The sequence below is a fragment of the Ruegeria halocynthiae genome (assembly GCF_000743705.1).
Classification (GTDB): Bacteria; Pseudomonadota; Alphaproteobacteria; order Rhodobacterales; family Rhodobacteraceae; genus Ruegeria; species Ruegeria halocynthiae_B.
The window spans coordinates 987,287-1,009,057 of sequence record NZ_JQEZ01000001.1 but is presented as its reverse complement, the minus strand read 5'-3'; the positions used below and the strand labels follow the sequence as shown (position 1 = coordinate 1,009,057).

Below are 21,771 nucleotides of genomic sequence, written 5' to 3'. Positions count from 1 at the left end.
TAGCGGGTCGCATAACAGAGGACGCATGACATGAGCTGGTTCGATTTTGACTGGGTGGACGCGTTTAGCGACCGTGCCTTTGGCGGCAACGGCTGTGCTGTGGTTCATGGTGGGGCGGCGCTGCCCCAGGATGTCTGCATGGCATATGTGCGCGAAACCTCTTTGGTCGAATGCACGTTCACGGGCCCCTCGGACGTGGCCGACATTCGGGTGCGTTATTATCTGGCCAGCCGAGAGATTCCCTTTGCCGGCCATCCTACTATTGCCACCGTTGCCGCGATGCGGTCGCGCGGAATGATTCAGGGTGACGCGCTGACACTGGAGACCGGGGCGGGGATCGTTTCAATTCACCTCGACGGTGAGCAGATCGAGATGACGCAGGTCGCGCCGCAGTTTGGGGCGTATGTGCCCGCCGATCTGGTCGCCGCTGCGGTCAGCCTGCCTGCGGATGCGATTATCTCGCCGCCGCAAATGGTGTCTACCGGGTTGCCATTCTGCGTCACCGTTCTGCGGGACCACGACGCCCTGCGCGCCGCCAAGCTGGTTGAAGGACCGCTGCGGAAGGTTGCGGAAAAGGCCGGGTTTTCTGGTTCCGACATGGCCGAACCTTTCCTTGTCACACTGAGGGGCGCGACCGGGGCAGGGGATACGTTCTCGCGCCTGTTGCTGGCGCCGCCCAGCCCGCCCGAGGATCCGTTCACCGGCTCGGCCACCGGCGCGATGGCGGCTTATCTGTGGAAACATGGGCTTATGCCCAAGGATACATTCATCGCGGAACAGGGCCATGACATGGGCCGCCCCGGTCAGGCAACCGTTACACGGGTCGGCCCGCCCGATGCGATGACCGGCATCAAGGTTGCCGGGCGCGGCCACGTTCTGATGCGCGGTCAGGTCGATCTGCCAGAGGTCTTGCAATGACCGAACCCGCCATCGCGATCTTGCCGTATGGCCACCGCCTTGGGCCGAAACTGGCCTCGGTCCCATTGTCTGATCTGATCTGGCCCGAAGGTTGCCCCGACCGCCTGACCGGCAAGACGGTAGGTGATCTGCAGCCCACCGATCACCTGATCATGTACCCCAATTCGACCGTGCATCTGCGCCTGCGCCGGGGCACCCGTGCGCGCATTTCGCTGATGATGGGGGAACCCTCGGCGATTCATGCCAAACATGATCGGATGCTGCGGTACACGTGGCGGCGGTTCTTTCGGGTGCTGACTTTCCACGACGTACTGCTCAACAGCCTCCCAAACGCGGTGTTTCTGCCCTATGGCGTGACAATGGTGCCGGATTGGCGTGATCTGACCGTCGAGAAAACCAAATTCTGCTCGCTGATCGCATCAGCCAAGCGCGACCTTGTTGGGCACCAACTGCGCCATTCGCTTATAGATTGGGTTCGTGAAACCGGTGCCGATGTGGATATCATGGGCCGCGGTTACATGCCCTTTGAAAACAAATCCGATGGCTTGGCCCCGTATCGCTATTCCGTGGTGATCGAAAATGTGCGCGAGAGGAACTATTTCTCGGAAAAGCTGACCGATGCGATCCTGTGTTCGACGGTTCCAATTTACTGGGGCTGCCCGAATATCGGTGATTTCATGGATACGTCCGGCATGATCCTGTGCGAATCCGAGGCCGATATTCAACAGGCGATCAACGCAGCCTCGGCCCAGGACTACGCCCAGCGTCTGCCGCATTTGCAGGCCATTCAGGATCAGGCGGCTGATCTTGGCGATTTTGAGGGCAGGGCCGTGCGCACGTTGCGTGCGCAGGTGAATGGGGCCTCTGCCTAACTTACCGACTGCGCAGGTTTCATCCAATCCAGCGGTACGATGGGGTTGGCGGCCGGGTCTATCCCGTGGCGGGCGCAGAGTTGATCCAGATAAGACCCCTTGATCGGCAAACCGCGCAGCTTTGTCGCCATCTGTTTCTTTTGATGACCGTAGAAGTGGACCGAATGCACGGCGTCGCCTTCGATATCGGCGGCGCGCACGCGGGGATCATGTAATTTCCACAACGCCTGCGGGGCCAGAGGATAGAAAACGTCAGCCGCCATGGCGTGCTTGCCTTCTTCGGTCAGACGCAAAAAATGCGCAAAGGCATTGGGGCCGGAACTGCCCCAGGGCAGAGATTCAATTCCCCAGGTCTCACCCAGCCGGACACGCCGTCGATTGCGCCGGTGCAGCTTTGCGCCCCGCCATGGCTGGGTCGGATTGGCCGAGGTCACAAAGTCCAGCATCAGCTGCAACGTTTCAGAGCTGGCCGGCAGGCGCAGGACGCCGGTCGGGAAATGCCCGGAATGGGCTTGTCCGAATACAAAGGGAGATGAGAAATCGAATGGTTTCACGCAGTACGCGTCCAGATCGACCCAGATGGAATCGGTCTTTTGCAAAAGCCGCAGCCGGAAGATGTCTGAAAACACAGCGACCCCCAACCTGTCGTCAGCACGAACATCATAGGGCGCAGGCCAAAGGATTTCCGTGGCAGGCCGAACCTCGACCCCGTTTGGGATGCCTTTGACCGCGTGCGGGACATAGAGGACAAAATTGTGGCCGTGATCCAGATAGGATTGAATGCAAAGCGCCTCCATCCAGCTCAGATCAGAGCCGAACCAGAAGCTGGCGATGGTGGGCAAGGGGGATGTCATATGCGTGTCGCGCTTGTGTCAGGTTCGGGCACAGCAACAACTGGATCGTGGCTTGTCAATCATGGACACGAAAACGGCCCCCGGAGTCCGGGGGCCGCTGCGTTGATCAGGTGATCACTCGCGCTTATGACGCAGCGATCAGACCCATGCTTTCCAGCTTGAGCAGCACCTGATGGGCGCAGTTATCAACCTCGACATTTTCGGTTTCGACGCTCAGCTCTGGGTTTGCAGGCACGTCGTAAGGGTCGGAAATCCCGGTGAATTCCTTGATCTTGCCTTCACGCGCCAGCTTGTACAGGCCCTTGCGGTCGCGGCGTTCGCATTCCTCGATCGTGGTGGCAACGTGCACTTCGCAGAAGGCACCGAACTGTTCGACGTCCTCGCGAACCGCGCGGCGGGTGGTGGCATAAGGCGCGATCGGGGCGCAGATGGCGATGCCGCCATTCTTGGTGATCTCGCTGGCCACGTAACCGATGCGGCGGATGTTCAGGTCGCGGTGCTCTTTCGAAAAGCCCAGTTCCGACGACAGGTTTTTCCGCACGATGTCACCATCCAGCAGCGTCACCGGGCGACCGCCCATTTCCATCAGCTTGACCATAAGCGCGTTGGCGATGGTGGATTTGCCCGAGCCTGAGAAGCCAGTGAAGAACACGGTAAAGCCCTGCTGGCTGCGCGGCGGTTTGGTCTTGCGCAGTTCGGTCACAACCTCGGGGAAGCTGAACCATTCGGGGATTTCCAAACCTTCGGCCAGACGGCGGCGCAGTTCTGTGCCCGAGATGTTCAGGATCGTGACGTTTTCCTTGTCTGCGATCTCGTCATTCGGCTCATACTGGGCGCGTTCCTGCACATAGACCATGTGCTTGAAGTCGACCATTTCGACGCCGATCTCATCCTGGAACTGACGGAACAGGTCCTGCGCATCGTAGGGGCCATAGAAATCCTCACCGGCCGAGTTTTTGCCGGGGCCAGCATGGTCGCGACCGACGATGAAGTGTGTGCAGCCGTGGTTGGCGCGGATCAACCCATGCCAGACCGCCTCACGCGGGCCAGCCATGCGCATCGCCAGATTCAGCAGCGACATGGACGTGGTCGAGGCCGGGTATTTGTCCAGCACCGCCTCATAGCAGCGGACGCGGGTAAAGTGATCGACGTCACCCGGTTTGGTCATGCCGACAACCGGGTGGATCAGCAGGTTGGCCTGTGCCTCTTTCGCGGCGCGGAAGGTCAGCTCTTGATGTGCGCGGTGCAGCGGGTTGCGGGTTTGGAACGCGACGATACGGCGCCAGCCCAGCTTGCGGAAATAGGCGCGCAATTCGTTCGGGGTGTCGCGGCGACCGCGGAAGTCATAATGCACAGGCTGCTGGATGCCGACAATGGGACCGCCCAGATAAACCTTGCCCGCGACATTGTGCAGGTAGTTCACCGCAGGGTGCGCATCGTCATCAGCACCAAAGACCTTTTCCGCCTCGCGCGCTTTGTTCGGCGTCCAGCGGTCTGTCACGGTCATGGTGCCCAGGATCACACCTTCCTGATCGCGCAGGGCAATGTCCTGACCCAACTCAATCGTCTCGGCAAAGTCTTCGCTGACGTCCAGGGTGATGGGCATCGGCCACAGGGTGCCGTCTGCCAGTCGCATGTTTTCGACGACGTTGTCGTAGTCAGCCTCGGACAGGAACCCTTTGAGTGGGTTGAACCCGCCATTCATCAGAAGTTCCAGATCGCAGATCTGACGCGGGCTCAGGTCCCAGCTGGTCAGGTCAGCGGCCTCAACTTTCAGTTTCTGCGCCGACTCGTACGAGACAAACAGTTCAGAGATCGGTGCCAGATTGCTTAACATCGTCATTGGGATACTCTTATCGAAGTGGAATTTTGCCAGTGATTGAAAGGCGTTTAAGGGGGATTTGCCCCGACCGTTGATCGAAGTCCATATATACGCGCGAAACAAAGGACGATATGCGCGGTTTTTCCTCGGATTGGAAGGATTTTCCGAATTACCGTGATTTTCACGACTGTAATCCCTACAGTGGGCGGGAATTTGGCTGGAAAGCGTGAGTGTGTTCCTATCTGCCAATATCCGGCGTCATGTCTGTGGCGCTGGTAACCGGCAGCGCGGGAATCGGTTGTGTCACGCCGCGCAGTTGAAAGGATCGTATGTTTTCGTGATCGCCGTCCCGACCCGCTGCGTGCAACAAATCTGCTGAAACCAGCAGTTCGACCCCAAGGGCCTTGGTTTCTGCTTCAAGCCGACTGGCGACATTGACCGCGTCGCCAATGATGGTTCGCGCGGCATGTCCTGCCGCGCCAATTTCGCCCAGTACCAAATCGCCCAGGTGCAAGCCCATCCCGATGCGTATCCGGGGGCTGCCTTCGGTCTCTAACTGCTGGTTGAATCGCTGCAAGGCGCGGCTGACATCTGCGGTGGCTTTCAATCCTGCACGGGCCGAGCTTTCGGTGTCGGGCGTCTCGAATACGGCCAACAGGCCGTCGCCCATGTATTTGTCGACAACCCCGCCATCCGCAGTGATCGCCGGGACGATTGCGTCAAAGAACCGGTTCAGCAGGAACACGATGTCATAGGGTAGCTGTCCGGTGGTCCGGGACGTGAACCCGCGCATATCCAGAAACAGCACCGCCAATTGCCGCTCCTGACCCTGACTGGCATGGGCGCGGCTGCGCGCGCCATCGGGGCGGAACATGCGAAAGGCGGTGATCGGTTCGGTGGGGCGGATCTGACAGGCCAGCCGTGCACCTTCGGGGGCGCTGACGGCGGCCAGGCTGCGGGCCTCGGTCTCGCTGGGGGCGGGCAGTTGATCCGCGCCATCCTCGATAATTACGCGACAGGTGGTGCAGCGCCCCTTGCCACCGCACAGGGCGGTGTGCGGTATGCCGTTGGCCTGCGAAATCTCAAGTAGGGTCATACCCTTTTCGGCCACAACCTCGGGGCCTTCGACGTATTTTATGCGCACGGAATGCCGACGTCGCCACAGCTTGCGGATCACGAACACCGACAGAGACACCCCCAACGCCGTCCAGAACGCCATCAGGGCGTTGTCCTTTACGCTGAACATGGTCTGAAATGCCTCGGGTGAGGGCCAGTTGTAATGGTCGATGTATTGCTCACGCAGGAAGGGGTCGGCGAAATCCGACCAGATACGACGCCCTTCCGTCAGCAATCCGGCCAGCGCAAACGAAGGGATAAAAACGGCCACGCCAATCAGGTAGGGTACTGTTTTGTGCCACCAATGGGTCAACCGCAGCCACATATGCAAACCGATGCAGGCATGTATCCATACGAGCAACAGCAGAAGGCTTTGCATCCAGATCGCCGAATTGGGCCACATCAGAAGGATGATATAGCCCATCTCGTCGTTCACATCGTAGATTTCATGGGCATAGCGCGTTTGCACGATATGCGCGATCAACTGAAGCGGGATCAGCAGACCCAGAATCACCTGCAATCCAGTGCTGAACGGCATACGCAGGGTCCGGCGTTGGCTGATCGAATACAGGGCAAGTCCGGCGTGAACCAACAATGCCACGTACAAGATCGCGCTGCCGATGTCGTGACGCGTGATGGCATGGCGCCCATCCTGCATTCCGTGCAGGTAATCGGTGTGGAACAAGCCCAGCCCGATATTGATGAAGTGAAAGAAGGCAAAGGCAAACAGGATCAGCCCGCTGCCGATCCTCAGCCGGGTTGCCCACCCGCCTTGCCATAGAACGCTTTTCAATCAGACCACCCGGATTTGTCTTGCTCGCGCCCCGAGTCTGATACGCGGTTGCGAAGGGGTCAAGCTAAGGTTCCGTATATGGCGGTTCCCAGGCGGTCGCGGGATTTTCCAGACGGATGAGGGCAGGGGAAATGTTAAAAAGAACAATGTGGCTCAGATCGGGGCGCGACCGAGAGCTGTATATCAACCCATCTGCGCCATGATTGCGCGCGCGGTCGGAAAACTGCCAGGTTGGGGATGATCCGCATGTGTCGCGGATGCCCTGCCAGATGATCGAGGCTTTGGTGTGACTGCGCAGGTCAGCCAATCGCGCGCCTGAAATTCGCGCTTTCTGAATAACCCGCGGCGGGTCGCAAGCAGAAACATACCGTCTTATAGCAACCGCTGCGCCCTCGGCGCTGCGCGAAGCGTAAAGCGCAGTCTGCCCCGAATAATGAAAACGCCCCTCGGGCGCCTTTGAAGGGGCCAGAGGGGCGTTGATTTGGGATAGAAACAGAATTCTCCAGACCGGGCCGGAGAATTCCAGCATAGGATTAGTCCTGTTCCGCCAGGAACCGCTCGGCATCCAGCGCGGCCATACAGCCCATACCAGCACTGGTGACCGCCTGACGATAGATGTGGTCGGTCAGATCACCCGCCGCAAACACACCCGGCACCGAGGTTTCGGTCGAGCCGGGCTTGGTCACGACATAGCCACCCATATGGGTTTCCAGCGTGTCCTTGACCAACTCATTCGCCGGGGCGTGACCGATGGCCACAAAGACACCCTTGCAGGGGACCTCGGTGATTTCGCCGGTTTTCACGTTCTTGACGCGTACGCCCTCGACACCCAGCGGGGCATCGGTGCCGATCACTTCTTCCAGTTGATGGAACCACAGGGGTTCAATCTTTTCGTTCTTCATCAGACGATCCTGCAGGATCTTTTCTGCCCGTAGTTCATCGCGGCGGTGGATCAGGGTGACCTTGCTGGCGAAGTTTGTCAGGAACAGCGCCTCTTCGACTGCAGTGTTGCCGCCGCCGATTACCACGATCTCTTGTCCGCGATAAAAGAACCCGTCACAGGTGGCGCAGGCGGAAACGCCAAAGCCTTTGAATTTCTCTTCCGACGGCAGGCCCAGCCATTTGGCGCGCGCGCCGGTGGCCAGAATAACCGCATCTGCGGTGTAGATGGTGCCGCTGTCGCTTTTGGCGGTAAAGGGGCGCTTGCTGACATCCAGATCGCTGATGATGTCGCCGATCACCTCGCAGCCCATTGCCTTGGCGTGGTCTTGCATACGCACCATCAGATCGGGGCCTTGAACCTCGGAATCGCCGGGCCAGTTTTCAACCTCGGTTGTGGTGGTCAGCTGACCACCCGGTTCGATGCCCTGAACCAGGATCGGCTCCAGCATTGCGCGGCTTGCGTAGACGCCCGCAGTATAACCGGCCGGTCCCGATCCGATGATCAGAACCTTGGTGTGTCTTGTTTCGGCCATGGTACCCCCAACTCGATCTGCCTGATTTGGGCGCGCGGCCCCTGGGCGATGGATATAGCGACCCCTTCGCGGCGCTTAAAGCCCCTTCCTGTTTCGCGTCATCCGCGCACCCGGCGTCCGGCGTTCGAAAAAAGGACATTGAAAATAAAGAATATTGCGCAGGCACGAAAGATTATTGCGCATCCTCTGGGTGCTGATATAACAACCGAAAAATCAGGAGCATTTGATGGTCGCGACACGGCTGGACGAGATTGACCGCAAAATACTGGCAGAATTGCAGGCAGATGGTCGTATGACCAATGTTGAATTGGCAAAACGCGTTGGTATTTCAGCACCACCCTGCCTGCGGCGTGTGCGCACCCTTGAAGAATCCGGCCTGATCCGTGGATATCACGCCGAAGTGAACGCGCGCGAGTTAGGGTTCGAGGTTCAGGTCTTTGCCATGGTCGGCTTGGAAAGCCAGGCCGAATCCGAACTCAGCGCGTTCGAGGAACGGTGTCGCGACTGGCCGCTGGTTCGGGAATGCCACATGCTGAACGGCGAGGTGGATTTCATCCTGAAGTGCGTCGCACCGGACCTGAGCAGTTTTCAACAGTTTCTGACGGGCGAGTTGCTAACCACGCCGAACGTGGCCAGCGTCAAGACTTCGCTTGTCATTCGCGGCGCAAAAGATGAGCCCGGCGTTCCCTTTGACGTTCTGGAAGAACGAATGAGCCGGACGGCGTAAACATCATCCGCTTTGGCTGTGATTTTGCGGGCGGCAGGAAGGCCGCGACCGTCAAGGATAAAACCCAACTAATAAGTATCTGCATGATGCCCCCACATTGCAGTAATCGTTAAGATTCAGGCGGTAATCGCATCCACCTCTCCGTCTCCGGCGCGCGGCAGCAGCAGCGGGCCGAAATCATTCAGCGTTTCGATATGTGCAAACAGGTTCACGTAAATCGACCGCAATGAGCGGCTGACCATACGCCCGGCGTTGACCCCCGGATGGTACGATTCGAATTGCAATCCGTCGACCTTGATCACCGAATGCCGTTTCAGGCAGATATGGAACAGCTCAACCGGTGTCGGCGGCAGGGTTTCGATCACGCTCATGCCGTCCTGAAATTCGTAGACCGGGGTTAGAATCGGCGTGCTTCCGTGTAAATGGCGCAGATGCGTCGGCGTTCCCAGCAGCCGGGCAGCAGGGCCGGTGGTTACACCGGACAAGGGTTTTTGCATTCCGAACGTGTCGGCCATGATCCGTGTCAGCGGCCGGGTTCGGCCACGGGAATCTTCGCGCCCGGGGATCAGGGTGACAGATCCCTTCCAAAGCACGGTCGCGGATGTGCCATCCTGCGTCAGGACGGTGTCTCCGGGCAACAGGTCTTCGATTGCCAGCGGCCCTTGTTCGGTTTCCACCAACGAGCCACGTGTGAAGGCGCAGAAGGCGTCCTCGAACATCGGCAGAGCTGGTGCGATATGGCGCGTTTGGGCAATATCACCGTTTGCCATCAGCGTGCTGACTTCGTAGCGCCGCAACTGGGCCTTTTGTCTGACCCCTGTCGTCGGCATTTCGTGCAGCATTGATGACGTTTCAACGGCGTTTCTGGCGGCGCGCGTCAAAGAACGTGGAATAGGCATAATTATTCCGTCCCCTCCAATATCCGCGCAGGCGAACTGAACCCCCGTACAGGTCCGCCTGATCGGTTTTTATCGTTGTCCTGAATGAAACGGGCGACCACAGGGCAGCGGCCATGAAGGCCACGCATCGCGATGAAAATTCGCATATCTTTGGTCAACACATTGACCCCCCAGACAAACTCATACAATCGCAGGTGAAAAAGCCTGCGCACACACGCCCCGTAACAGTGCCGCAAGCAATGAAAGCGACACTCCACACACCGGATCGGAGCACCCCTCCGCTGTGTGTCTTGATCCCCGGAACCGGCAGCTTGGTTCCTGAAGATTTGATCGTCAGCGTCGTGTCGCCAGGCGGCGCGCGACTCTGACCGAATGACTGGATACCCTTTTCCAGGGCATCTCCAGGTCCTGCCCTCTGGTGGCCGCCACAACGGCGCTTAGAAAGCGAGATTTTAGCTTCATTTTAAGGTCCTGCTCGTTAGGGGTCTAAAGCCCCGTTTCCCTTTGAAGGCCCAATGTGGCGCGTTATTACGGCGCCGATAAGGCTGATGCGGGATGAATTCAGGACAAACGAAAGTTGGCAATTCCTCATGTTCAAAGCTGCCGCGCCGTGTTGGAGAATCGGCAGATAAACACCTGAGCGCGGTCAATAATTGTAAATTTTTAGAGACTCGAATAGACACAAAAAATGTGTCAAAAAAGCGGCGAAATCGCCACAATTGGGGCAAGGGCTATAATTTTATGGCGGAAATCAGGCGACCGTAGTCGGCCTCTTTTGCGTGTGTAGACCTGCGATACGAATAAAACCTGTCGGGATCAGAGTAGGTGCAGTGACGTATCCATTCGGCCTGACCGACCCCGGCCTGCCGCAATTTGTGCAGCCCGAACGAGGGCAGATCGAATTGCAGCCTGTCCCCATCCCCATTGGCGAAGAACCGCAGATTATCAGGGGATTCGGCCACGAAATCATCCAGAAACTCAGGCCCGACCTCATAGGCGCGTTGCGAAATCGTGGGGCCAATCACGGCCGAGGTGTCTTCGCGTTTGGCCCCCAATGCCTCCATCGCGTCCAGTGTGGCCTCAAGCACCCCGTCCAGCGCGCCCCGCCAGCCGGCATGTGCGGCACCGATCACATTTGCGTCAGGATCAGCAAACAGGACCGGCTGACAATCGGCAGTCAGAATCGTCAGGGCCAGACCTGGTGTGGCGGTCACGACGGCGTCGGCCTTGGGCTTTTCCCCTGCAAGTGGGCCGTCAACCGTCAGAACGGTTGGTGAATGAACCTGATGAACACCGACCAGCGCGTCAGGTGCAACATCCATCGCATCGGCGACGCGGCGGCGATTGACCGAGACCGCCTCGGTCTGGTCGGATGATCCATAGCCACAGTTGAGCCCCGCGAAAATTCCCGATGAGGCCCCCCCGCGTCGGCTGAAGAACCCATGGCGAACGGGGGACAGTATGTCCGAAGTCAGAATTTCCAAGGTCATGGTTCCAGTCCCGGTGGCGGCGCGGCAAGTGCCGGATACAGTCCCAGCACTTTGAACAGGTTTCCCATTTCCTCGGGGTGCGTCAACCGGCGATGTGCAGCAATCAGCCTGTCCAGCTCGGAACCGCCGAGCGGTGCGGCCAGTGCCTGCGCACGCGCGGTGATGCCCAGCCGCTCAAGAAACACGCCCTGCGGGGTCAGGCGCGTGTGCGCGCATCCAGTGGTGCGAATGGTGGTCGCCAGCGGCTCGAAATCGACATGCGCGGTCAAATCTGCCTGACCGGGTGTGGCCAGCGGATCGGTGCGATCATGCGATTGCAGGGCCTGAAGCGTGTCGCCCAGCGAATGCCAGTCCCCGTAATCCACGATCAGCCCAGCGCCGCCATGTCTGGCGATATGGCCTGCGATCACGGTCATGATCGGGATGGCTGGCGCGCAAATTTCGACCAGATCCCCGTCATTTGTGTCCTCCAACCGGCCTGCCAACGCGACCTGAGCCGCTTGCGGGCCCAGCCCGAAGGCCAGCGATTCGCTGTCGGCACCGATCAGCCGCTCGCGCCAGCCATCGCCGTGGCGCAGGAATTGGCGAATGGGCAGGGCATCGAAAAACTCATTCGCCACCAGAAACAGGGGGGCATCCGTCAGGTCGGCAACCGTGTCGATCCATTGTGGTGCGTGATCCCGTAACGTCTGGGCCTGAATGTCCCGCAGGGTGGGGGACGCGTCCAACAGTACAATATCTGCCGCGTCATGAAATCCGGCCACACCGTGCGTGGCCCGCAGGATATCGGCCATCAGCGTTCCGCGGCCCGGTCCAAGTTCGGCCAGTGTGAACCGTTCAGGTTGCCCCTGATCCAGCCAGCATTGCGCCAGCGACAGGCCGATCAACTCACCAAACATCTGGCTGATTTCCGGTGCGGTGATGAAATCCCCCTGGGCCCCCAAAGGATCGCGGGTGGAGTAATAGCCGTACTTCGGATGCAGCAGGCATTCGGCCATATAGTCGGCCACGCTCATCGGGCCATCCTGCGCGATACGCGTCAGCAGGTGGTCCTTCAGGCTCATTGCTTGGTCCGGGCGCGCAAGGCGAACCACAGGCCAAGGGCGATCATCGGCAGGGACAGCATCTGCCCCATGGTCAGACCATAACCGCCCACATGCCAGGCCAGCCCCAGCGGGTTCCCGGCCGAGATGAACTGCGCATCGGGTTGGCGGAAGAATTCGACAATGAACCGTGACGCGCCATAGCCCGCCAGAAATACGCCCATAACCAGCCCGGGTTTGTGGAACGCGCCACGACGATAGGCCAGCCACAGCACGATCGCGCCTAGCAACAGCCCCTCAAGGGCCGCTTCATACAGTTGCGAGGGGTGGCGCGCGCACATTCCGGCCACAACGCCGGGGCAATCCTGTGCCGCGGGGCCGGGGAATATGACGGCCCACGGCAGCTCACTGGGTCGCCCCCAAAGCTCGGCATTGGTGAAATTCGCCAACCGCCCCAGCAACAATCCCGGTGGCACCGCATGGGCAATCAGGTCGGCGAGGGACAGAATCGGAATCTGATGACGCCGCGCATACAGATAGGATGCGACCACGACACCCAACAGCCCGCCATGGAACGCCATGCCACCTTGCCAGACTTTCAGAATCTCCAATGGGTTCGAAAGGTAATAGGCGGGTTGATAGAACAGCACGAACCCAAGACGCCCACCCAGAATCACGCCGAGGATGATCCAGGTGATCAGATCCTCAAGCTGTTCGGGCTTCATCGGTGGCGTCTTATCGGGCCACAGGGCCGGACGGCGCAGCGCCATAACTCCCAACCGCCATGCAATCAGAATACCGGCGATATAAGCCAGCGCATACCACCTCAGGGCGAATTCGATCCCGAACAGCGAGATCGAGAATAATTCGGGCGAAAGGTCGGGGAAATTCAGAACAGCCTGCATGTGCGTCTCATTGCCCGGGGTTTGCATGGCAAGTCAACCTTGAGCCCGGGCCAATCTTTACCCATATAGAGATCAACCGCGATATCGGAGTAGAACCATGCAAACCCGCAACAAGATCCTCGACGACGTTTCCCAGCTGATGACCAATGCCATGGGCGTGGCGCAGGGCGCGCGGGAAGAAGCCGAGAACGCGATGAAGTCGATGATCGACCGCTGGTTGGCCGACCGCGATTTCGTCACCCGCGAAGAATTCGACGCCGTGCGTGCCATGGCGCAGAAAGCGCGCGAAGAAAACGCCGCGCTTGAATCGCGCATCGCCGCGCTTGAGGCGAAACTGGACAAGTAACGCCCGCGCGCTTCAATCGCATCGGGTTTTCAATGCCAGGATTTTCGGAAACAAGAAAACAGCCGCGCAATCCGGTTCGGGTTGTGCGGTGTTGTGCATTTTGACGTGTCGTTGGATTTTATCAAGACAAAGCTGCAAAAGGTGCCAATATTTTGGTGTCCGTTGCCATCTGTCCACAACTTATTGATGTTATCCCCAATAAATAGGGTTGTCAGAACCGCAACCACAGCGCACCATATTTAGTACAGGCCTATGGGGGAAGCCCGGCTTGTAGAGTAGTCAACTAGTGCTGGGGCGCTGCCCGTCCCAAAAATGCTAGAGATTAGTGAGGTGGCATTATGGCCCTTTCCGAGCAGTTTCTCGAAGAAGACCTTCATCCGATCGACATTGTTGAACATCTTGCCGAACACCACGACTGGGATTTTGACCGTATCGGGGACGATCAGATCGCCATGGCTGTCGAAGGGCAGTGGCGCACATACTCGATCACGCTGGCCTGGTCGAACTATGACGAAACGCTTCGCATGGTGTGCTCGTTCGAAATGGAACCCCCGGCCGAGCGGGAAACCGTACTGTATGAGCTGCTGAACAAAATGAACGATCAGTGCTGGGCCGGTGCATTCACTTACTGGGCCAACCAGAAACTGATGGTTTATCGTTATGGCCTGGTGCTGGCCGGTGGCCAGACGGCCAGCCCGGAACAGATCGACACGATGATCACCGCTGCCGTACTCAGCGCTGAACGCTATTACCCGGCGATCCAATTGGTCACATGGGGTAACCGCGACCCCGAAAATGCGATGCAAGTCGCCATTGCAGAGGCCTACGGCCGCGCGTAAACCTTTGCCCCAAAGCGATGACTTAGCGGAGGGGCAATCATGGACATGTCACGTGTCGCCGAACAGGGGCTGGTTCTTCTGGGATGCGGCAAGATGGGGTCGGCCATGCTTGCCGGTTGGTTAGAGCATGGCCTTCCACCGTCAGCCGTCTGGGTGATCGACCCGAACCCCTCGGACTGGCTGAAGGCGCAGGGCGTCAGTATCAACACACCTTTACCCGAGGCTCCGGCGGTGGTGCTTGTCGCCGTCAAACCGCAGATGATGGGCGCGGCCCTGCCTGCGATCACGGCGCTGGGTGGCGGCGGCAGCCTGTTTATCTCGGTCGCTGCGGGGACCTCGATTGCCACGTTTCAAGACGTGCTGGGCCAAGGCACCCCGATCATACGCGCGATGCCGAACACGCCTGCCGCGATCCGGCAGGGGATTACCGCGTTGATCGGCAATTTGGCTGCGTCCGAGGGCGACGTTGAACTGGCTGAAAACCTGTTGTCCGCCATTGGCGAAACCGTCCGGCTTGAGGATGAGGCGCAGATGGATGCCGTCACCGGCCTCAGCGGGTCGGGGCCTGCCTATGTGTTTCACCTGATTGAAACATTGGCTGCTGCCGGTCAGGCGCATGGTTTGCCGCATGATCTGGCGATGAAACTGGCAAAATCCACCGTGGCCGGGGCAGGGGCGCTGGCGCTGGCGGCGGAAGAAGATCCGGCGCAGTTGCGCATCAACGTCACATCGCCCAACGGCACCACACAGGCCGCGCTTGAGGTGCTGATGCACCAGGAGCAGGGCTTTCCCGACCTGCTGCACCGCGCTGTGAAAGCCGCAACCGAACGATCCAAGGAGCTTTCGCGTGAGTGAGATAACATTCGATGATTTTCTCAAGGTCGATGTCCGCGTGGGCAAAGTGATCCGCGCCGAACCATACCCTGAGGCCCGCAAACCCGCGATCAAGATGTGGATCGACTTTGGCGATGAGATTGGCGAGCGTAAGACCTCGGCCCAAATTACCGCGCATTACAACCCAACGACATTGGTGGGTAAGCAGGTGATGGCGGTGGTCAACTTCCCACCACGCCAGATCGGCGCGTTCATGTCCGAGGTGCTGGTGTTGGGTCTGCCCGACGAAAAGGGTGAGATCGTCCTGATCGGCCCCGACGGTGAGGTTCCCACCGGCGGACGGATGCACTGATGCGCCTGCTGATCGCCCGCCCGATGACCGCCGCTGTCGAGGCTCGCGCCTGCGCTGAATTCGACGTTGAAATCCGGGGCAGCACGACGCCTCTGACGTCTGATGACATGTTTCGGGCGCTGACCGAATTTGACGTGGTGGTGCCAACGCTGGGTGACCAGTTTTCGGCGCAGATATTTGCCGCTGTGCCCACACCCCGTTGCAAACTGTTGGCCAATTTTGGTGTTGGGTACAACCACATCGACGTCGCCGCGGCGCGCAATGTCGGCGTGGCGGTTACCAACACCCCCGGCGCGGTCACCGATGCCACAGCAGATATCGCCATGACCTTGCTGCTGTCCACAACCCGCCGCGCGGGCGAGGGCGAACGGCTGGTGCGTTCAGGGCACTGGCAGGGCTGGCATCCGACGCAAATGCTGGGCCAGCATGTGACTGGCAAACGCGTCGGGATCGTGGGTATGGGTCGCATCGGGCAAGCCATCGCCCGGCGCTGTCATTTCGGCTTTGGTATGCAGGTGGCGTATCAATCGCGCAGTCCCAAGAATGTGGATTTCCCGGCAGATTTCATCCCCGACCTAAAGGCGCTGGCCGCCCAGGTGGATTTTCTTGTGCTCGCCGTCCCCGGTGGCGCCGAAACCCGCCATCTGATTAATGCGTCGGTGCTGGAGGCCATGAACCCTTCGGGCCTGCTGATCAACATCGCCCGCGGCGAGGTCGTGGACGAAGCCGCTCTGATTGCCGCCTTGCAATCGGGTCAGATCGCCGGTGCCGGACTGGATGTTTACGAATTCGAACCAGCGGTGCCGCAGGCCCTATGTGATATGGAAAACGTCACGCTATTGCCCCATCTGGGTACCGCGACCGAGGAAGTGCGCACCGATATGGGGCATATGGCGCTGGACAACGTGGCGGCCTTTGTCGTCGGTCGTCCGCTGCCAAATCCGGTTTAACTGCCGACCGCCTCACGCCAGTGTTTGCGGCAGAGCGAGACATAAGTTTCGTTCCCACCGATCTGCACCTGCGCGCCTTCGGTGATGGCATTGCCGTTCTCGTCCTGACGAATCACCATCGTCGCCTTGCGCCCGCATTCGCAAATGGTGCGAACCTCACGCATCTCATCTGCCAGCGCCAGCAAGGCGGCCGAGCCCGGAAACAGCTGCCCCTGAAAATCCACGCGCAGCCCGTAAGCCAGTACCGGCACCCGTAGATCATCCACGGCTCGGGCCATCTGCCAGACCTGATCTTCGGTCAGAAACTGCGCCTCGTCCACGAAAACGCAGGTCACCTTGCCCCGCTTCAGGCGTCCTTCGATCATGGCAAAGACATCATCGTCGGTCCCAAACGTATCGGCATCAGCGGAGATTCCGATCCGCGATGCGATCTTACCGGCACCGGCGCGGCCATCCAATGCCGCTGTCATCAGATAGGTATCCATGCCCCGTTCGCGATAATTGTGCGAGGCCTGCAGCAATACGGTCGATTTGCCTGCATTCATGGTCGAGTAATTGAAGTAGAGCTTTGCCATAGCCCGGGTCTAAATCGCCTGATCCGCGCGGGCAAGCCATCAAACCGCGCAAAATAAGTGGCGTCGCCATTGTTGTCGCGGGAGTTGAGCGACAGCTCAATAGGGGATGGATCCCCCGCTTCTTCAACAGCGACGCCGCCGGCCAACGTACGGCCTTAACGGAGCGAGGCCAGAATAAGTGCCTCGCAATCACTCACGTCCGGCGTGAACCGCCGTCACTCACTCACAAAATCCCTGCATATCTGAGGGATAGCCAACATATGACATTTCAATTATGTATCGAGTATGGGAAATTTCTATTCCCTTTCCCCCACATTGGCAGATGTAGTGGGTGAAGCAGGCAGCAAAGGTAATAATATGGCAGATATCGGGGCCTATCTTAAAAAGCACACGGAAGCATTGGTCAAAGATGTCGGGATCGAACCGGCGTGCGAGATCACCGGAAAATCCAAGGCGACGCTGGGCCGTTACTATTCCGACAATGCCGAACACGCGGACCGGTTCATGCCAGTCGATGCCGTTGCCCGGCTTGAGGCGGTCGCGACCTTTCCGCACGTCACCTCGGCCCTGGCCGATCTCAAGAACATCACGCTGTCTTATGATGAGCGCAACACAGATAGCCCGCGCACCGGCGGGGTGAACTCAGACGTTATCGCGTTAAGCCAGCGTTTCGCGATGCTGATGACCGAATATCAGGCCGCAATCGAAGACGGCATTATCACCGTTAACGAAGCCAAGCGTCTGCTGAGGGAAACAAGCCTGCTGCAGCGGGTCCTGATCGAGATGAAGCTGCATCTGGAAGAAGAAAGCGTAAGCTGAACCACGCGGCCTGTTTTGTTGATTGTTTGTTAACCCAACCGCATCACTGTGCCCGAGGGAAATGGGTATTCCAAATCGCCCTGCGCTGCTGGTCGCGGTCCTCATAGGTTTGGATCGCGTGGGCCAGATCAGCCGTATTTAAGTCGGTTCCGGCATTGGCGATCTGGGTGATCTGCATCGTAAACCAGGCCGTAACCCCGCCTTCTGGGGGATTGTCAAAGCGTGGGAATTGCGGATTGTTCGCCTGACCTGATTGCCACTTTTGCGGAAGGTCAGGATCCAGCACAAGGGCGCGGGCAAGGCCAACGATATCGGCTTTCCCTTCAGCAATGGCGTCTTCAGCCTGTTGCTGCGTTTTGAACCCGCCAGTCACCATCAGTGGCTTGGTCGTCCGGCTTCTGGCGCGTTCGGCGAAATTAAGAAAATACGGCCCTGATCCCGCCTGATCCGAGGACGCCACAGCGCCGGGGAAATATGTGCCACCGCTGATGTCGATAAGATCAATGCCCGTCCCGTCAAGCGCTTCAATCACGGCGAGCGCCTCGTCCTGTTGGAATCCACCCTCTAGCTGATCGGTTGCATTTAGTTTGATGCCAACGGGAAAGCGCGACCCGACAGCTTTGCGGACAGCCGCCACAACTTCAAGCACCAGTCGCATTCTGTTGGCAAGAGATCCGCCATAGGCATCGGTGCGCTTGTTGAACAGAGGGGACAGGAACTGGTTCAGCAGGAACCCGTGGGCGGCGTGAATTTCGACACCGCCAAATCCCATTTTCTGCACCGTTTCTGCGGTTTGGGCAAATTCGGCAGGCAGGGCTTGAACCTCGGCCAAGGTTAACGCGCCGCATGACAGGCCGGGCAGGTCAAGGACGCTTGGACCCTTGGGTGCACTGATCAGCGGGTCCGCCATCGCGCCGGCGTGGCCAAGCTGCAGCCATAGATGCGCATCATTGCGCGCACCTTTTTCGGCCAGCGCTGCAAAGCGGTCGGCGTCCAAATCTGAACGTAAAACAAGGTTCCCAGGCTTTTCCGCAAAATCCGGCGTGCCCTGAACTTCTCCAATGATGGACAGTGCCAGGCCACCGCTGGCCCAACGCTCATACAGTCGTATCTGCGCATCCGTCGGATAGCCGCGCCCGTCGCCAAGCGAATCCGACATGGCGGATTTTGCAATCCGGTTTTTAAGGATAGCACCGCAGGGCAGTGTCAACGGCTGAGCCAGTGGCGAAGGTTCTGGTTGTGTCATGACCTGAACACTAGCGGCTTGCCCCACTGGTGTCAGCACAGATGCCGCACAATCCAGATTGACCCGGAAATCTTGCGATTCACCCGACCATTCGGCCCGGCGTTACCCGTGCCGTTTCACAATCACCGACCCCACCGAATACCCGGCGCCGAACGAACAGATCAGCCCGACATCTCCGTCAGTCAGATCGTCGGAGTATTTGGAAAACGCAATGATCGACCCGGCGGATGACGTGTTGGCATAGTCCTGCAGGATGTTGGGTTGCTCACCCGCTTCGGGCTCGCGGCCCAGAACTTTTTTGCCAATGAAATCATTCATCGTCTTGTTGGCCTGATGCAGCCACAGGCGTTTCAGGTCGCCGCTGTCCACACCCTCGGATTCCATGTGATCCGAGATATGCTTGCTGACCATCGGCAGCACTTCCTTGAACACTTTACGCCCGTTCTGCATGAACTGCATATCGCGTCGGTCGGCGACGCCGTCCGGACGCGAGCGACGTAAAAAGCCGTTGTTGTTGCGGATGTTGTTGGAAAACTGGGTCGCGCAACGGGTCGACAGGACCTCGAAATGCGGACCTGCCGCGTCTTCGATCCGTTCGATCAGTGTGGCGGTGGCCACATCACCGAAAATGAAATGACAGTCGCGGTCACACCACTCCAGATGCCCGGAACAGATTTCAGGGTTCACCACCAGCGTCGACCGGACCGAGCCCGAGCGGATCATATCGGCCGCTGCCTGAATGCCGAAGGTGGCCGAGGAACAGGCGACGTTCATGTCAAAGCCAAAGCCCTGGATGCCCAGCGCCTGCTGGACTTCGATCGCAACCGCAGGATAGGCACGTTCGTGGTTCGACGCCGCGCAGATCACCAGATCGACATCTTCGGCACGGCGGCCAGCCTGTGCCAATGCCTTTTTGCAGGCATCCACCGCCATTTCGGTCATGATGCCCGGTTCGTCATCGCTGCGCTGTCGCAGTTGCGGATGCATCACGTCAGGATCAAGTACGCCGGTCTTGTCCATCACATATCGGTTTTCGATGCCCGACGCCTTGAGGATGAACTCTTCCGACGAATGTTGCATCGGTTCCATCTCACCCGCTGCGATCGCTTCGGCGTTGCGGGCGTTCATCTTGTCAGCATAGGCGTTGAAGGCAGTGACAAGCTCAGCGTTGGTGATGACGTTTTCTGGTGTGAAAACACCGGTACCGGTTATGGCGGGCGTGTACATGATTGAACCTGAATTTTTGAGTTTTCCCAAAATGCAGGCATAAGCGAGTTAGTTCAAGAGAGATTGACCCGAGGGAACTTCAAAGTTCATGACAACTCAGTTTCAATTCTTGAATAGTTCATTTTTCGAAGTATATGGGATTTCTGTGTGCACAAAGGGCTTGAGCCATGACCTGTGACGACAATGCCCTAGTAAAAAATCTTGGCCCTGAAATGCAGGCCATGATGGGGGTGTATGCGCTTTACTGGAAGTTGGAGGAAAGCCTGGCCGCCGTCAAACAGGACCTGAGCCATCAGGAATGCCACATGATGATCAAGCTGGATCAGCCCAAGCGGATGGGCGTTCTGGCCGCAGACATGCAGTCGGTGCCGTCGACGATCACCTCAACCGCTGACGCGCTTGAACAATCAGGTTATCTGACCCGACAGCGCGACCCCGAAGATCGCCGCGCGTGGCTGTTGGTTCTGACCGACAAGGGCCTTGAGGTGCGCCAGATGCTGATTGCCGAAGCAGGCGCCCTGTTTCACCGAACTTCAGGGCTGACAGCTGCTGAAACTTCTGAATTTGCACGACTTGCCCGGAAAATCCGGGCGAATATTCAAAAAACGGGAATTCCCGAGGGATTGAAGAAATGAAGCTTTTCTCTGTTCTGAGCGTTGCTCTGACTGTACTTGCAACCTCGGCCGTGGCTCAGGATGCCGCCAAACCTGTGAAGCTGATGCAGGTTCAGGAAACCTCGCCCGGGTTTTCGCGTCAGTTCTTCGGCCGGGTTGCCGCCCGACAGACTGTCGACCTGGCCTTTCAGGTGGCCGGGCAGATCGTTGAGATGCCGGTGACCGAAGGGTTTGTTATCCCCAAGGGCGAATTGATTGCGCAACTGAATCAGGAACCGTTCCAACGCCGATATGACCGGGCAGTTCTGCAGCGGGATCAGGCGGATCGCACAGTAGCCCGGCTGGCGCGCCTACGTGGGACTTCTGCAAGCCAGGTGGCGGTGGATGACGCTGAAACTGCGGCGCAACTGGCCGATATTGCCGTGCGTGATGCGGAATACGATCTGGAACAGGCCACTCTGACCGCGCCTTTTGACGCGCTGATCTCAAGCCGGGCGGTCGAATCATTCACCACTGTGTCCGCCGGGACCCCAATTGTGCGCATCCACGACATGTCCGAGTTGCGCATCGAAGTCGATGTGCCCGAGATTCTATTTCAGCGCTCGGCGCAGCAGCATGACGTAACAATCACAGCGAAGTTTCCCACCAGTGATCAGGTGTTCCCTTTGCAGATCCGCGAATTCGATGCCGAATCTTCAAGCGTGGGGCAGACCTTCCGCATTCAGTTCGGCCTGACCCCGCCGGAGGGGCTGCAAATCCTGCCGGGCTCGTCCGTGACGGTGACCGTTCAGGTGCAGGACAATCAGACGGGCATCACCGTGCCAGCCACCGCCATCATACCGGACGCCAACGGCGCATTGGGTGTTCTGGTGTTCTCGCCCGCTGGCGCGGACGAGGGAACCGTGCGGCGTGTGCCGGTTACCATCGAACCCACGCAGAAGGGCGGCGTCAAGGTTTTGACCGGGTTGTCGGATGGTGACGAGATCGTTGTCGCCGGGGGCGGCGTCTTGACCGACGGTCAGGCCGTGCGCCGCTTTGTCGGCTTTGCGAACTGA

Annotated in this window: 23 protein-coding genes; 11 read left to right on the top strand and 12 right to left on the bottom strand. The window is 58.8% G+C overall.

The features are described 5' to 3' along the window. The first annotated feature begins 30 nt into the window (after window positions 1–30). Both JT51_RS04910 and JT51_RS04905 read left to right on the top strand, forming a co-directional pair. The gene (locus JT51_RS04910; RefSeq protein WP_037308498.1) at window positions 31–918 is read left to right on the top strand and encodes a PhzF family phenazine biosynthesis protein; all 888 of its coding nucleotides are present in this window, start codon (window positions 31–33) and stop codon (window positions 916–918) included. Further along, a complete protein-coding gene (locus JT51_RS04905; protein WP_037308495.1) occupies window positions 915–1,790 on the top strand; it encodes a hypothetical protein in 876 nt (291 codons plus the stop codon). Before JT51_RS04910 ends, JT51_RS04905 begins: the two co-directional genes overlap by 4 nt. On the opposite strand, the gene JT51_RS04900 is transcribed toward JT51_RS04905, so the two are convergent. The 5 genes from JT51_RS04900 to trxB all read right to left on the bottom strand — a co-directional run bounded on the left by JT51_RS04900 (window position 1,787) and on the right by trxB (window position 7,850). Then, on the bottom strand, window positions 1,787–2,644 hold the full coding sequence (locus JT51_RS04900; RefSeq protein WP_037308492.1) for a hypothetical protein: 858 nt from the start codon (window positions 2,642–2,644) through the stop codon (window positions 1,787–1,789). The two genes, JT51_RS04905 and JT51_RS04900, sit on opposite strands and share 4 nt — an antisense overlap. A gap of 124 nt (window positions 2,645–2,768) precedes the next feature. Then, the gene (locus JT51_RS04895; RefSeq protein WP_037308489.1) at window positions 2,769–4,487 is read right to left on the bottom strand and encodes a bifunctional sulfate adenylyltransferase/adenylylsulfate kinase; all 1,719 of its coding nucleotides are present in this window, start codon (window positions 4,485–4,487) and stop codon (window positions 2,769–2,771) included. A 217-nt stretch (window positions 4,488–4,704) separates the two neighbouring features. Then, on the bottom strand, window positions 4,705–6,375 hold the full coding sequence (locus tag JT51_RS04890; protein WP_037308487.1) for an adenylate/guanylate cyclase domain-containing protein: 1,671 nt from the start codon (window positions 6,373–6,375) through the stop codon (window positions 4,705–4,707). Window positions 6,376–6,439: 64 nt separating this feature from the next. Next, window positions 6,440–6,904, bottom strand: coding sequence for an RES family NAD+ phosphorylase (locus JT51_RS04885; RefSeq protein ID WP_051927402.1), 465 nt, complete (start codon window positions 6,902–6,904; stop codon window positions 6,440–6,442). Window positions 6,905–6,908: 4 nt separating this feature from the next. Next, window positions 6,909–7,850, bottom strand: a complete 942-nt coding sequence (trxB, locus tag JT51_RS04880) for a thioredoxin-disulfide reductase (protein WP_037308485.1) — start codon at window positions 7,848–7,850, stop codon at window positions 6,909–6,911. Between the two features lie 226 nt (window positions 7,851–8,076). On the opposite strand from trxB, the gene JT51_RS04875 reads away from it, so the two are divergent. Further along, on the top strand, window positions 8,077–8,577 hold the full coding sequence (locus JT51_RS04875) for an Lrp/AsnC family transcriptional regulator (protein WP_037308482.1): 501 nt from the start codon (window positions 8,077–8,079) through the stop codon (window positions 8,575–8,577). A gap of 116 nt (window positions 8,578–8,693) precedes the next feature. Here the strand turns inward: JT51_RS04875 and JT51_RS04870 are convergent, their stop codons facing one another. The 4 genes from JT51_RS04870 to lgt form a co-directional block, all read right to left on the bottom strand. Next, window positions 8,694–9,476: a Hint domain-containing protein gene (locus JT51_RS04870; RefSeq protein ID WP_081894595.1), complete on the bottom strand. Its 783-nt coding sequence runs from the start codon at window positions 9,474–9,476 to the stop codon at window positions 8,694–8,696. A gap of 731 nt (window positions 9,477–10,207) precedes the next feature. Further along, window positions 10,208–10,966, bottom strand: coding sequence for a peptidoglycan editing factor PgeF (gene pgeF, locus JT51_RS04860; RefSeq protein WP_037308477.1), 759 nt, complete (start codon window positions 10,964–10,966; stop codon window positions 10,208–10,210). After that, window positions 10,963–12,030 carry a class I SAM-dependent methyltransferase gene (locus JT51_RS04855; RefSeq protein WP_037308474.1) on the bottom strand — a complete coding sequence of 356 codons (1,068 nt, stop codon included), beginning with the start codon at window positions 12,028–12,030 and terminating at the stop codon, window positions 10,963–10,965. The genes pgeF and JT51_RS04855 overlap by 4 nt, the downstream gene beginning before the upstream one ends. Next, the gene (gene lgt, locus JT51_RS04850) at window positions 12,027–12,914 is read right to left on the bottom strand and encodes a prolipoprotein diacylglyceryl transferase (RefSeq protein WP_037309512.1); all 888 of its coding nucleotides are present in this window, start codon (window positions 12,912–12,914) and stop codon (window positions 12,027–12,029) included. Before lgt ends, JT51_RS04855 begins: the two co-directional genes overlap by 4 nt. A 97-nt stretch (window positions 12,915–13,011) precedes the next feature. Between lgt and JT51_RS04845 the strand changes: the two genes are divergently transcribed. The 5 genes from JT51_RS04845 to JT51_RS04825 all read left to right on the top strand — a co-directional run bounded on the left by JT51_RS04845 (window position 13,012) and on the right by JT51_RS04825 (window position 16,235). After that, on the top strand, window positions 13,012–13,260 hold the full coding sequence (locus JT51_RS04845) for an accessory factor UbiK family protein (protein WP_037308471.1): 249 nt from the start codon (window positions 13,012–13,014) through the stop codon (window positions 13,258–13,260). A gap of 338 nt (window positions 13,261–13,598) precedes the next feature. Beyond that, a complete protein-coding gene (locus JT51_RS04840) occupies window positions 13,599–14,099 on the top strand; it encodes a YbjN domain-containing protein (RefSeq protein WP_037308468.1) in 501 nt (166 codons plus the stop codon). Between the two features lie 39 nt (window positions 14,100–14,138). Further along, window positions 14,139–14,954, top strand: coding sequence for a pyrroline-5-carboxylate reductase (gene proC, locus JT51_RS04835; RefSeq protein ID WP_037308465.1), 816 nt, complete (start codon window positions 14,139–14,141; stop codon window positions 14,952–14,954). Next, on the top strand, window positions 14,947–15,285 hold the full coding sequence (locus tag JT51_RS04830; RefSeq protein WP_037308463.1) for a tRNA-binding protein: 339 nt from the start codon (window positions 14,947–14,949) through the stop codon (window positions 15,283–15,285). The genes proC and JT51_RS04830 overlap by 8 nt, the downstream gene beginning before the upstream one ends. Continuing rightward, a complete protein-coding gene (locus tag JT51_RS04825) occupies window positions 15,285–16,235 on the top strand; it encodes a 2-hydroxyacid dehydrogenase (RefSeq protein ID WP_037308460.1) in 951 nt (316 codons plus the stop codon). Before JT51_RS04830 ends, JT51_RS04825 begins: the two co-directional genes overlap by 1 nt. Here JT51_RS04825 and JT51_RS04820 read toward each other — a convergent pair. Then, window positions 16,232–16,810 carry a thymidine kinase gene (locus tag JT51_RS04820; RefSeq protein ID WP_037308458.1) on the bottom strand — a complete coding sequence of 193 codons (579 nt, stop codon included), beginning with the start codon at window positions 16,808–16,810 and terminating at the stop codon, window positions 16,232–16,234. The two genes, JT51_RS04825 and JT51_RS04820, sit on opposite strands and share 4 nt — an antisense overlap. 357 nt (window positions 16,811–17,167) lie before the next feature. Here JT51_RS04820 and JT51_RS04815 point away from each other — a divergent pair, with 357 nt between their 5' ends. Continuing rightward, complete coding sequence (locus JT51_RS04815; RefSeq protein ID WP_037309509.1) at window positions 17,168–17,629, top strand: hypothetical protein; 462 nt, start codon at window positions 17,168–17,170, stop codon at window positions 17,627–17,629. 43 nt (window positions 17,630–17,672) lie between these two features. Here JT51_RS04815 and JT51_RS04810 read toward each other — a convergent pair whose 3' ends face one another. Both JT51_RS04810 and JT51_RS04805 read right to left on the bottom strand, forming a co-directional pair. Beyond that, a complete protein-coding gene (locus tag JT51_RS04810; protein ID WP_037308456.1) occupies window positions 17,673–18,875 on the bottom strand; it encodes an NADH:flavin oxidoreductase/NADH oxidase family protein in 1,203 nt (400 codons plus the stop codon). Between the two features lie 102 nt (window positions 18,876–18,977). Further along, entirely contained in the window at window positions 18,978–20,102 is a 1,125-nt protein-coding gene (locus JT51_RS04805; protein WP_037308453.1) for a beta-ketoacyl-ACP synthase III, read from the bottom strand. A gap of 167 nt (window positions 20,103–20,269) precedes the next feature. Here JT51_RS04805 and JT51_RS04800 point away from each other — a divergent pair, with 167 nt between their 5' ends. Further along, the gene (locus JT51_RS04800; RefSeq protein ID WP_037308451.1) at window positions 20,270–20,737 is read left to right on the top strand and encodes a MarR family winged helix-turn-helix transcriptional regulator; all 468 of its coding nucleotides are present in this window, start codon (window positions 20,270–20,272) and stop codon (window positions 20,735–20,737) included. Next, window positions 20,734–21,771: an efflux RND transporter periplasmic adaptor subunit gene (locus tag JT51_RS04795; RefSeq protein WP_037308448.1), complete on the top strand. Its 1,038-nt coding sequence runs from the start codon at window positions 20,734–20,736 to the stop codon at window positions 21,769–21,771. The genes JT51_RS04800 and JT51_RS04795 overlap by 4 nt, the downstream gene beginning before the upstream one ends.

Bases quoted from the DNA above. Each gene is read 5' to 3' on its own strand.
- JT51_RS04910 (WP_037308498.1), top strand. From the start codon at position 31: ATGAGCTGGTTCGATTTTGACTGGGTGGACGCGTTTAGCGACCGTGCC.
- JT51_RS04905 (WP_037308495.1), top strand. From the start codon at position 915: ATGACCGAACCCGCCATCGCGATCTTGCCGTATGGCCACCGCCTTGGG.
- JT51_RS04900 (WP_037308492.1), bottom strand. From the start codon at position 2,644: ATGACATCCCCCTTGCCCACCATCGCCAGCTTCTGGTTCGGCTCTGAT.
- JT51_RS04895 (WP_037308489.1), bottom strand. From the start codon at position 4,487: ATGACGATGTTAAGCAATCTGGCACCGATCTCTGAACTGTTTGTCTCG.
- JT51_RS04885 (WP_051927402.1), bottom strand. From the start codon at position 6,904: ATGCTGGAATTCTCCGGCCCGGTCTGGAGAATTCTGTTTCTATCCCAA.
- trxB (WP_037308485.1), bottom strand. From the start codon at position 7,850: ATGGCCGAAACAAGACACACCAAGGTTCTGATCATCGGATCGGGACCG.
- JT51_RS04875 (WP_037308482.1), top strand. From the start codon at position 8,077: ATGGTCGCGACACGGCTGGACGAGATTGACCGCAAAATACTGGCAGAA.
- JT51_RS04870 (WP_081894595.1), bottom strand. From the start codon at position 9,476: ATGCCTATTCCACGTTCTTTGACGCGCGCCGCCAGAAACGCCGTTGAA.
- pgeF (WP_037308477.1), bottom strand. From the start codon at position 10,966: ATGACCTTGGAAATTCTGACTTCGGACATACTGTCCCCCGTTCGCCAT.
- JT51_RS04855 (WP_037308474.1), bottom strand. From the start codon at position 12,030: ATGAGCCTGAAGGACCACCTGCTGACGCGTATCGCGCAGGATGGCCCG.
- lgt (WP_037309512.1), bottom strand. From the start codon at position 12,914: ATGCAGGCTGTTCTGAATTTCCCCGACCTTTCGCCCGAATTATTCTCG.
- JT51_RS04845 (WP_037308471.1), top strand. From the start codon at position 13,012: ATGCAAACCCGCAACAAGATCCTCGACGACGTTTCCCAGCTGATGACC.
- JT51_RS04840 (WP_037308468.1), top strand. From the start codon at position 13,599: ATGGCCCTTTCCGAGCAGTTTCTCGAAGAAGACCTTCATCCGATCGAC.
- proC (WP_037308465.1), top strand. From the start codon at position 14,139: ATGGACATGTCACGTGTCGCCGAACAGGGGCTGGTTCTTCTGGGATGC.
- JT51_RS04825 (WP_037308460.1), top strand. From the start codon at position 15,285: ATGCGCCTGCTGATCGCCCGCCCGATGACCGCCGCTGTCGAGGCTCGC.
- JT51_RS04820 (WP_037308458.1), bottom strand. From the start codon at position 16,810: ATGGCAAAGCTCTACTTCAATTACTCGACCATGAATGCAGGCAAATCG.
- JT51_RS04815 (WP_037309509.1), top strand. From the start codon at position 17,168: ATGGCAGATATCGGGGCCTATCTTAAAAAGCACACGGAAGCATTGGTC.
- JT51_RS04810 (WP_037308456.1), bottom strand. From the start codon at position 18,875: ATGACACAACCAGAACCTTCGCCACTGGCTCAGCCGTTGACACTGCCC.
- JT51_RS04805 (WP_037308453.1), bottom strand. From the start codon at position 20,102: ATGTACACGCCCGCCATAACCGGTACCGGTGTTTTCACACCAGAAAAC.
- JT51_RS04800 (WP_037308451.1), top strand. From the start codon at position 20,270: ATGACCTGTGACGACAATGCCCTAGTAAAAAATCTTGGCCCTGAAATG.
- JT51_RS04795 (WP_037308448.1), top strand. From the start codon at position 20,734: ATGAAGCTTTTCTCTGTTCTGAGCGTTGCTCTGACTGTACTTGCAACC.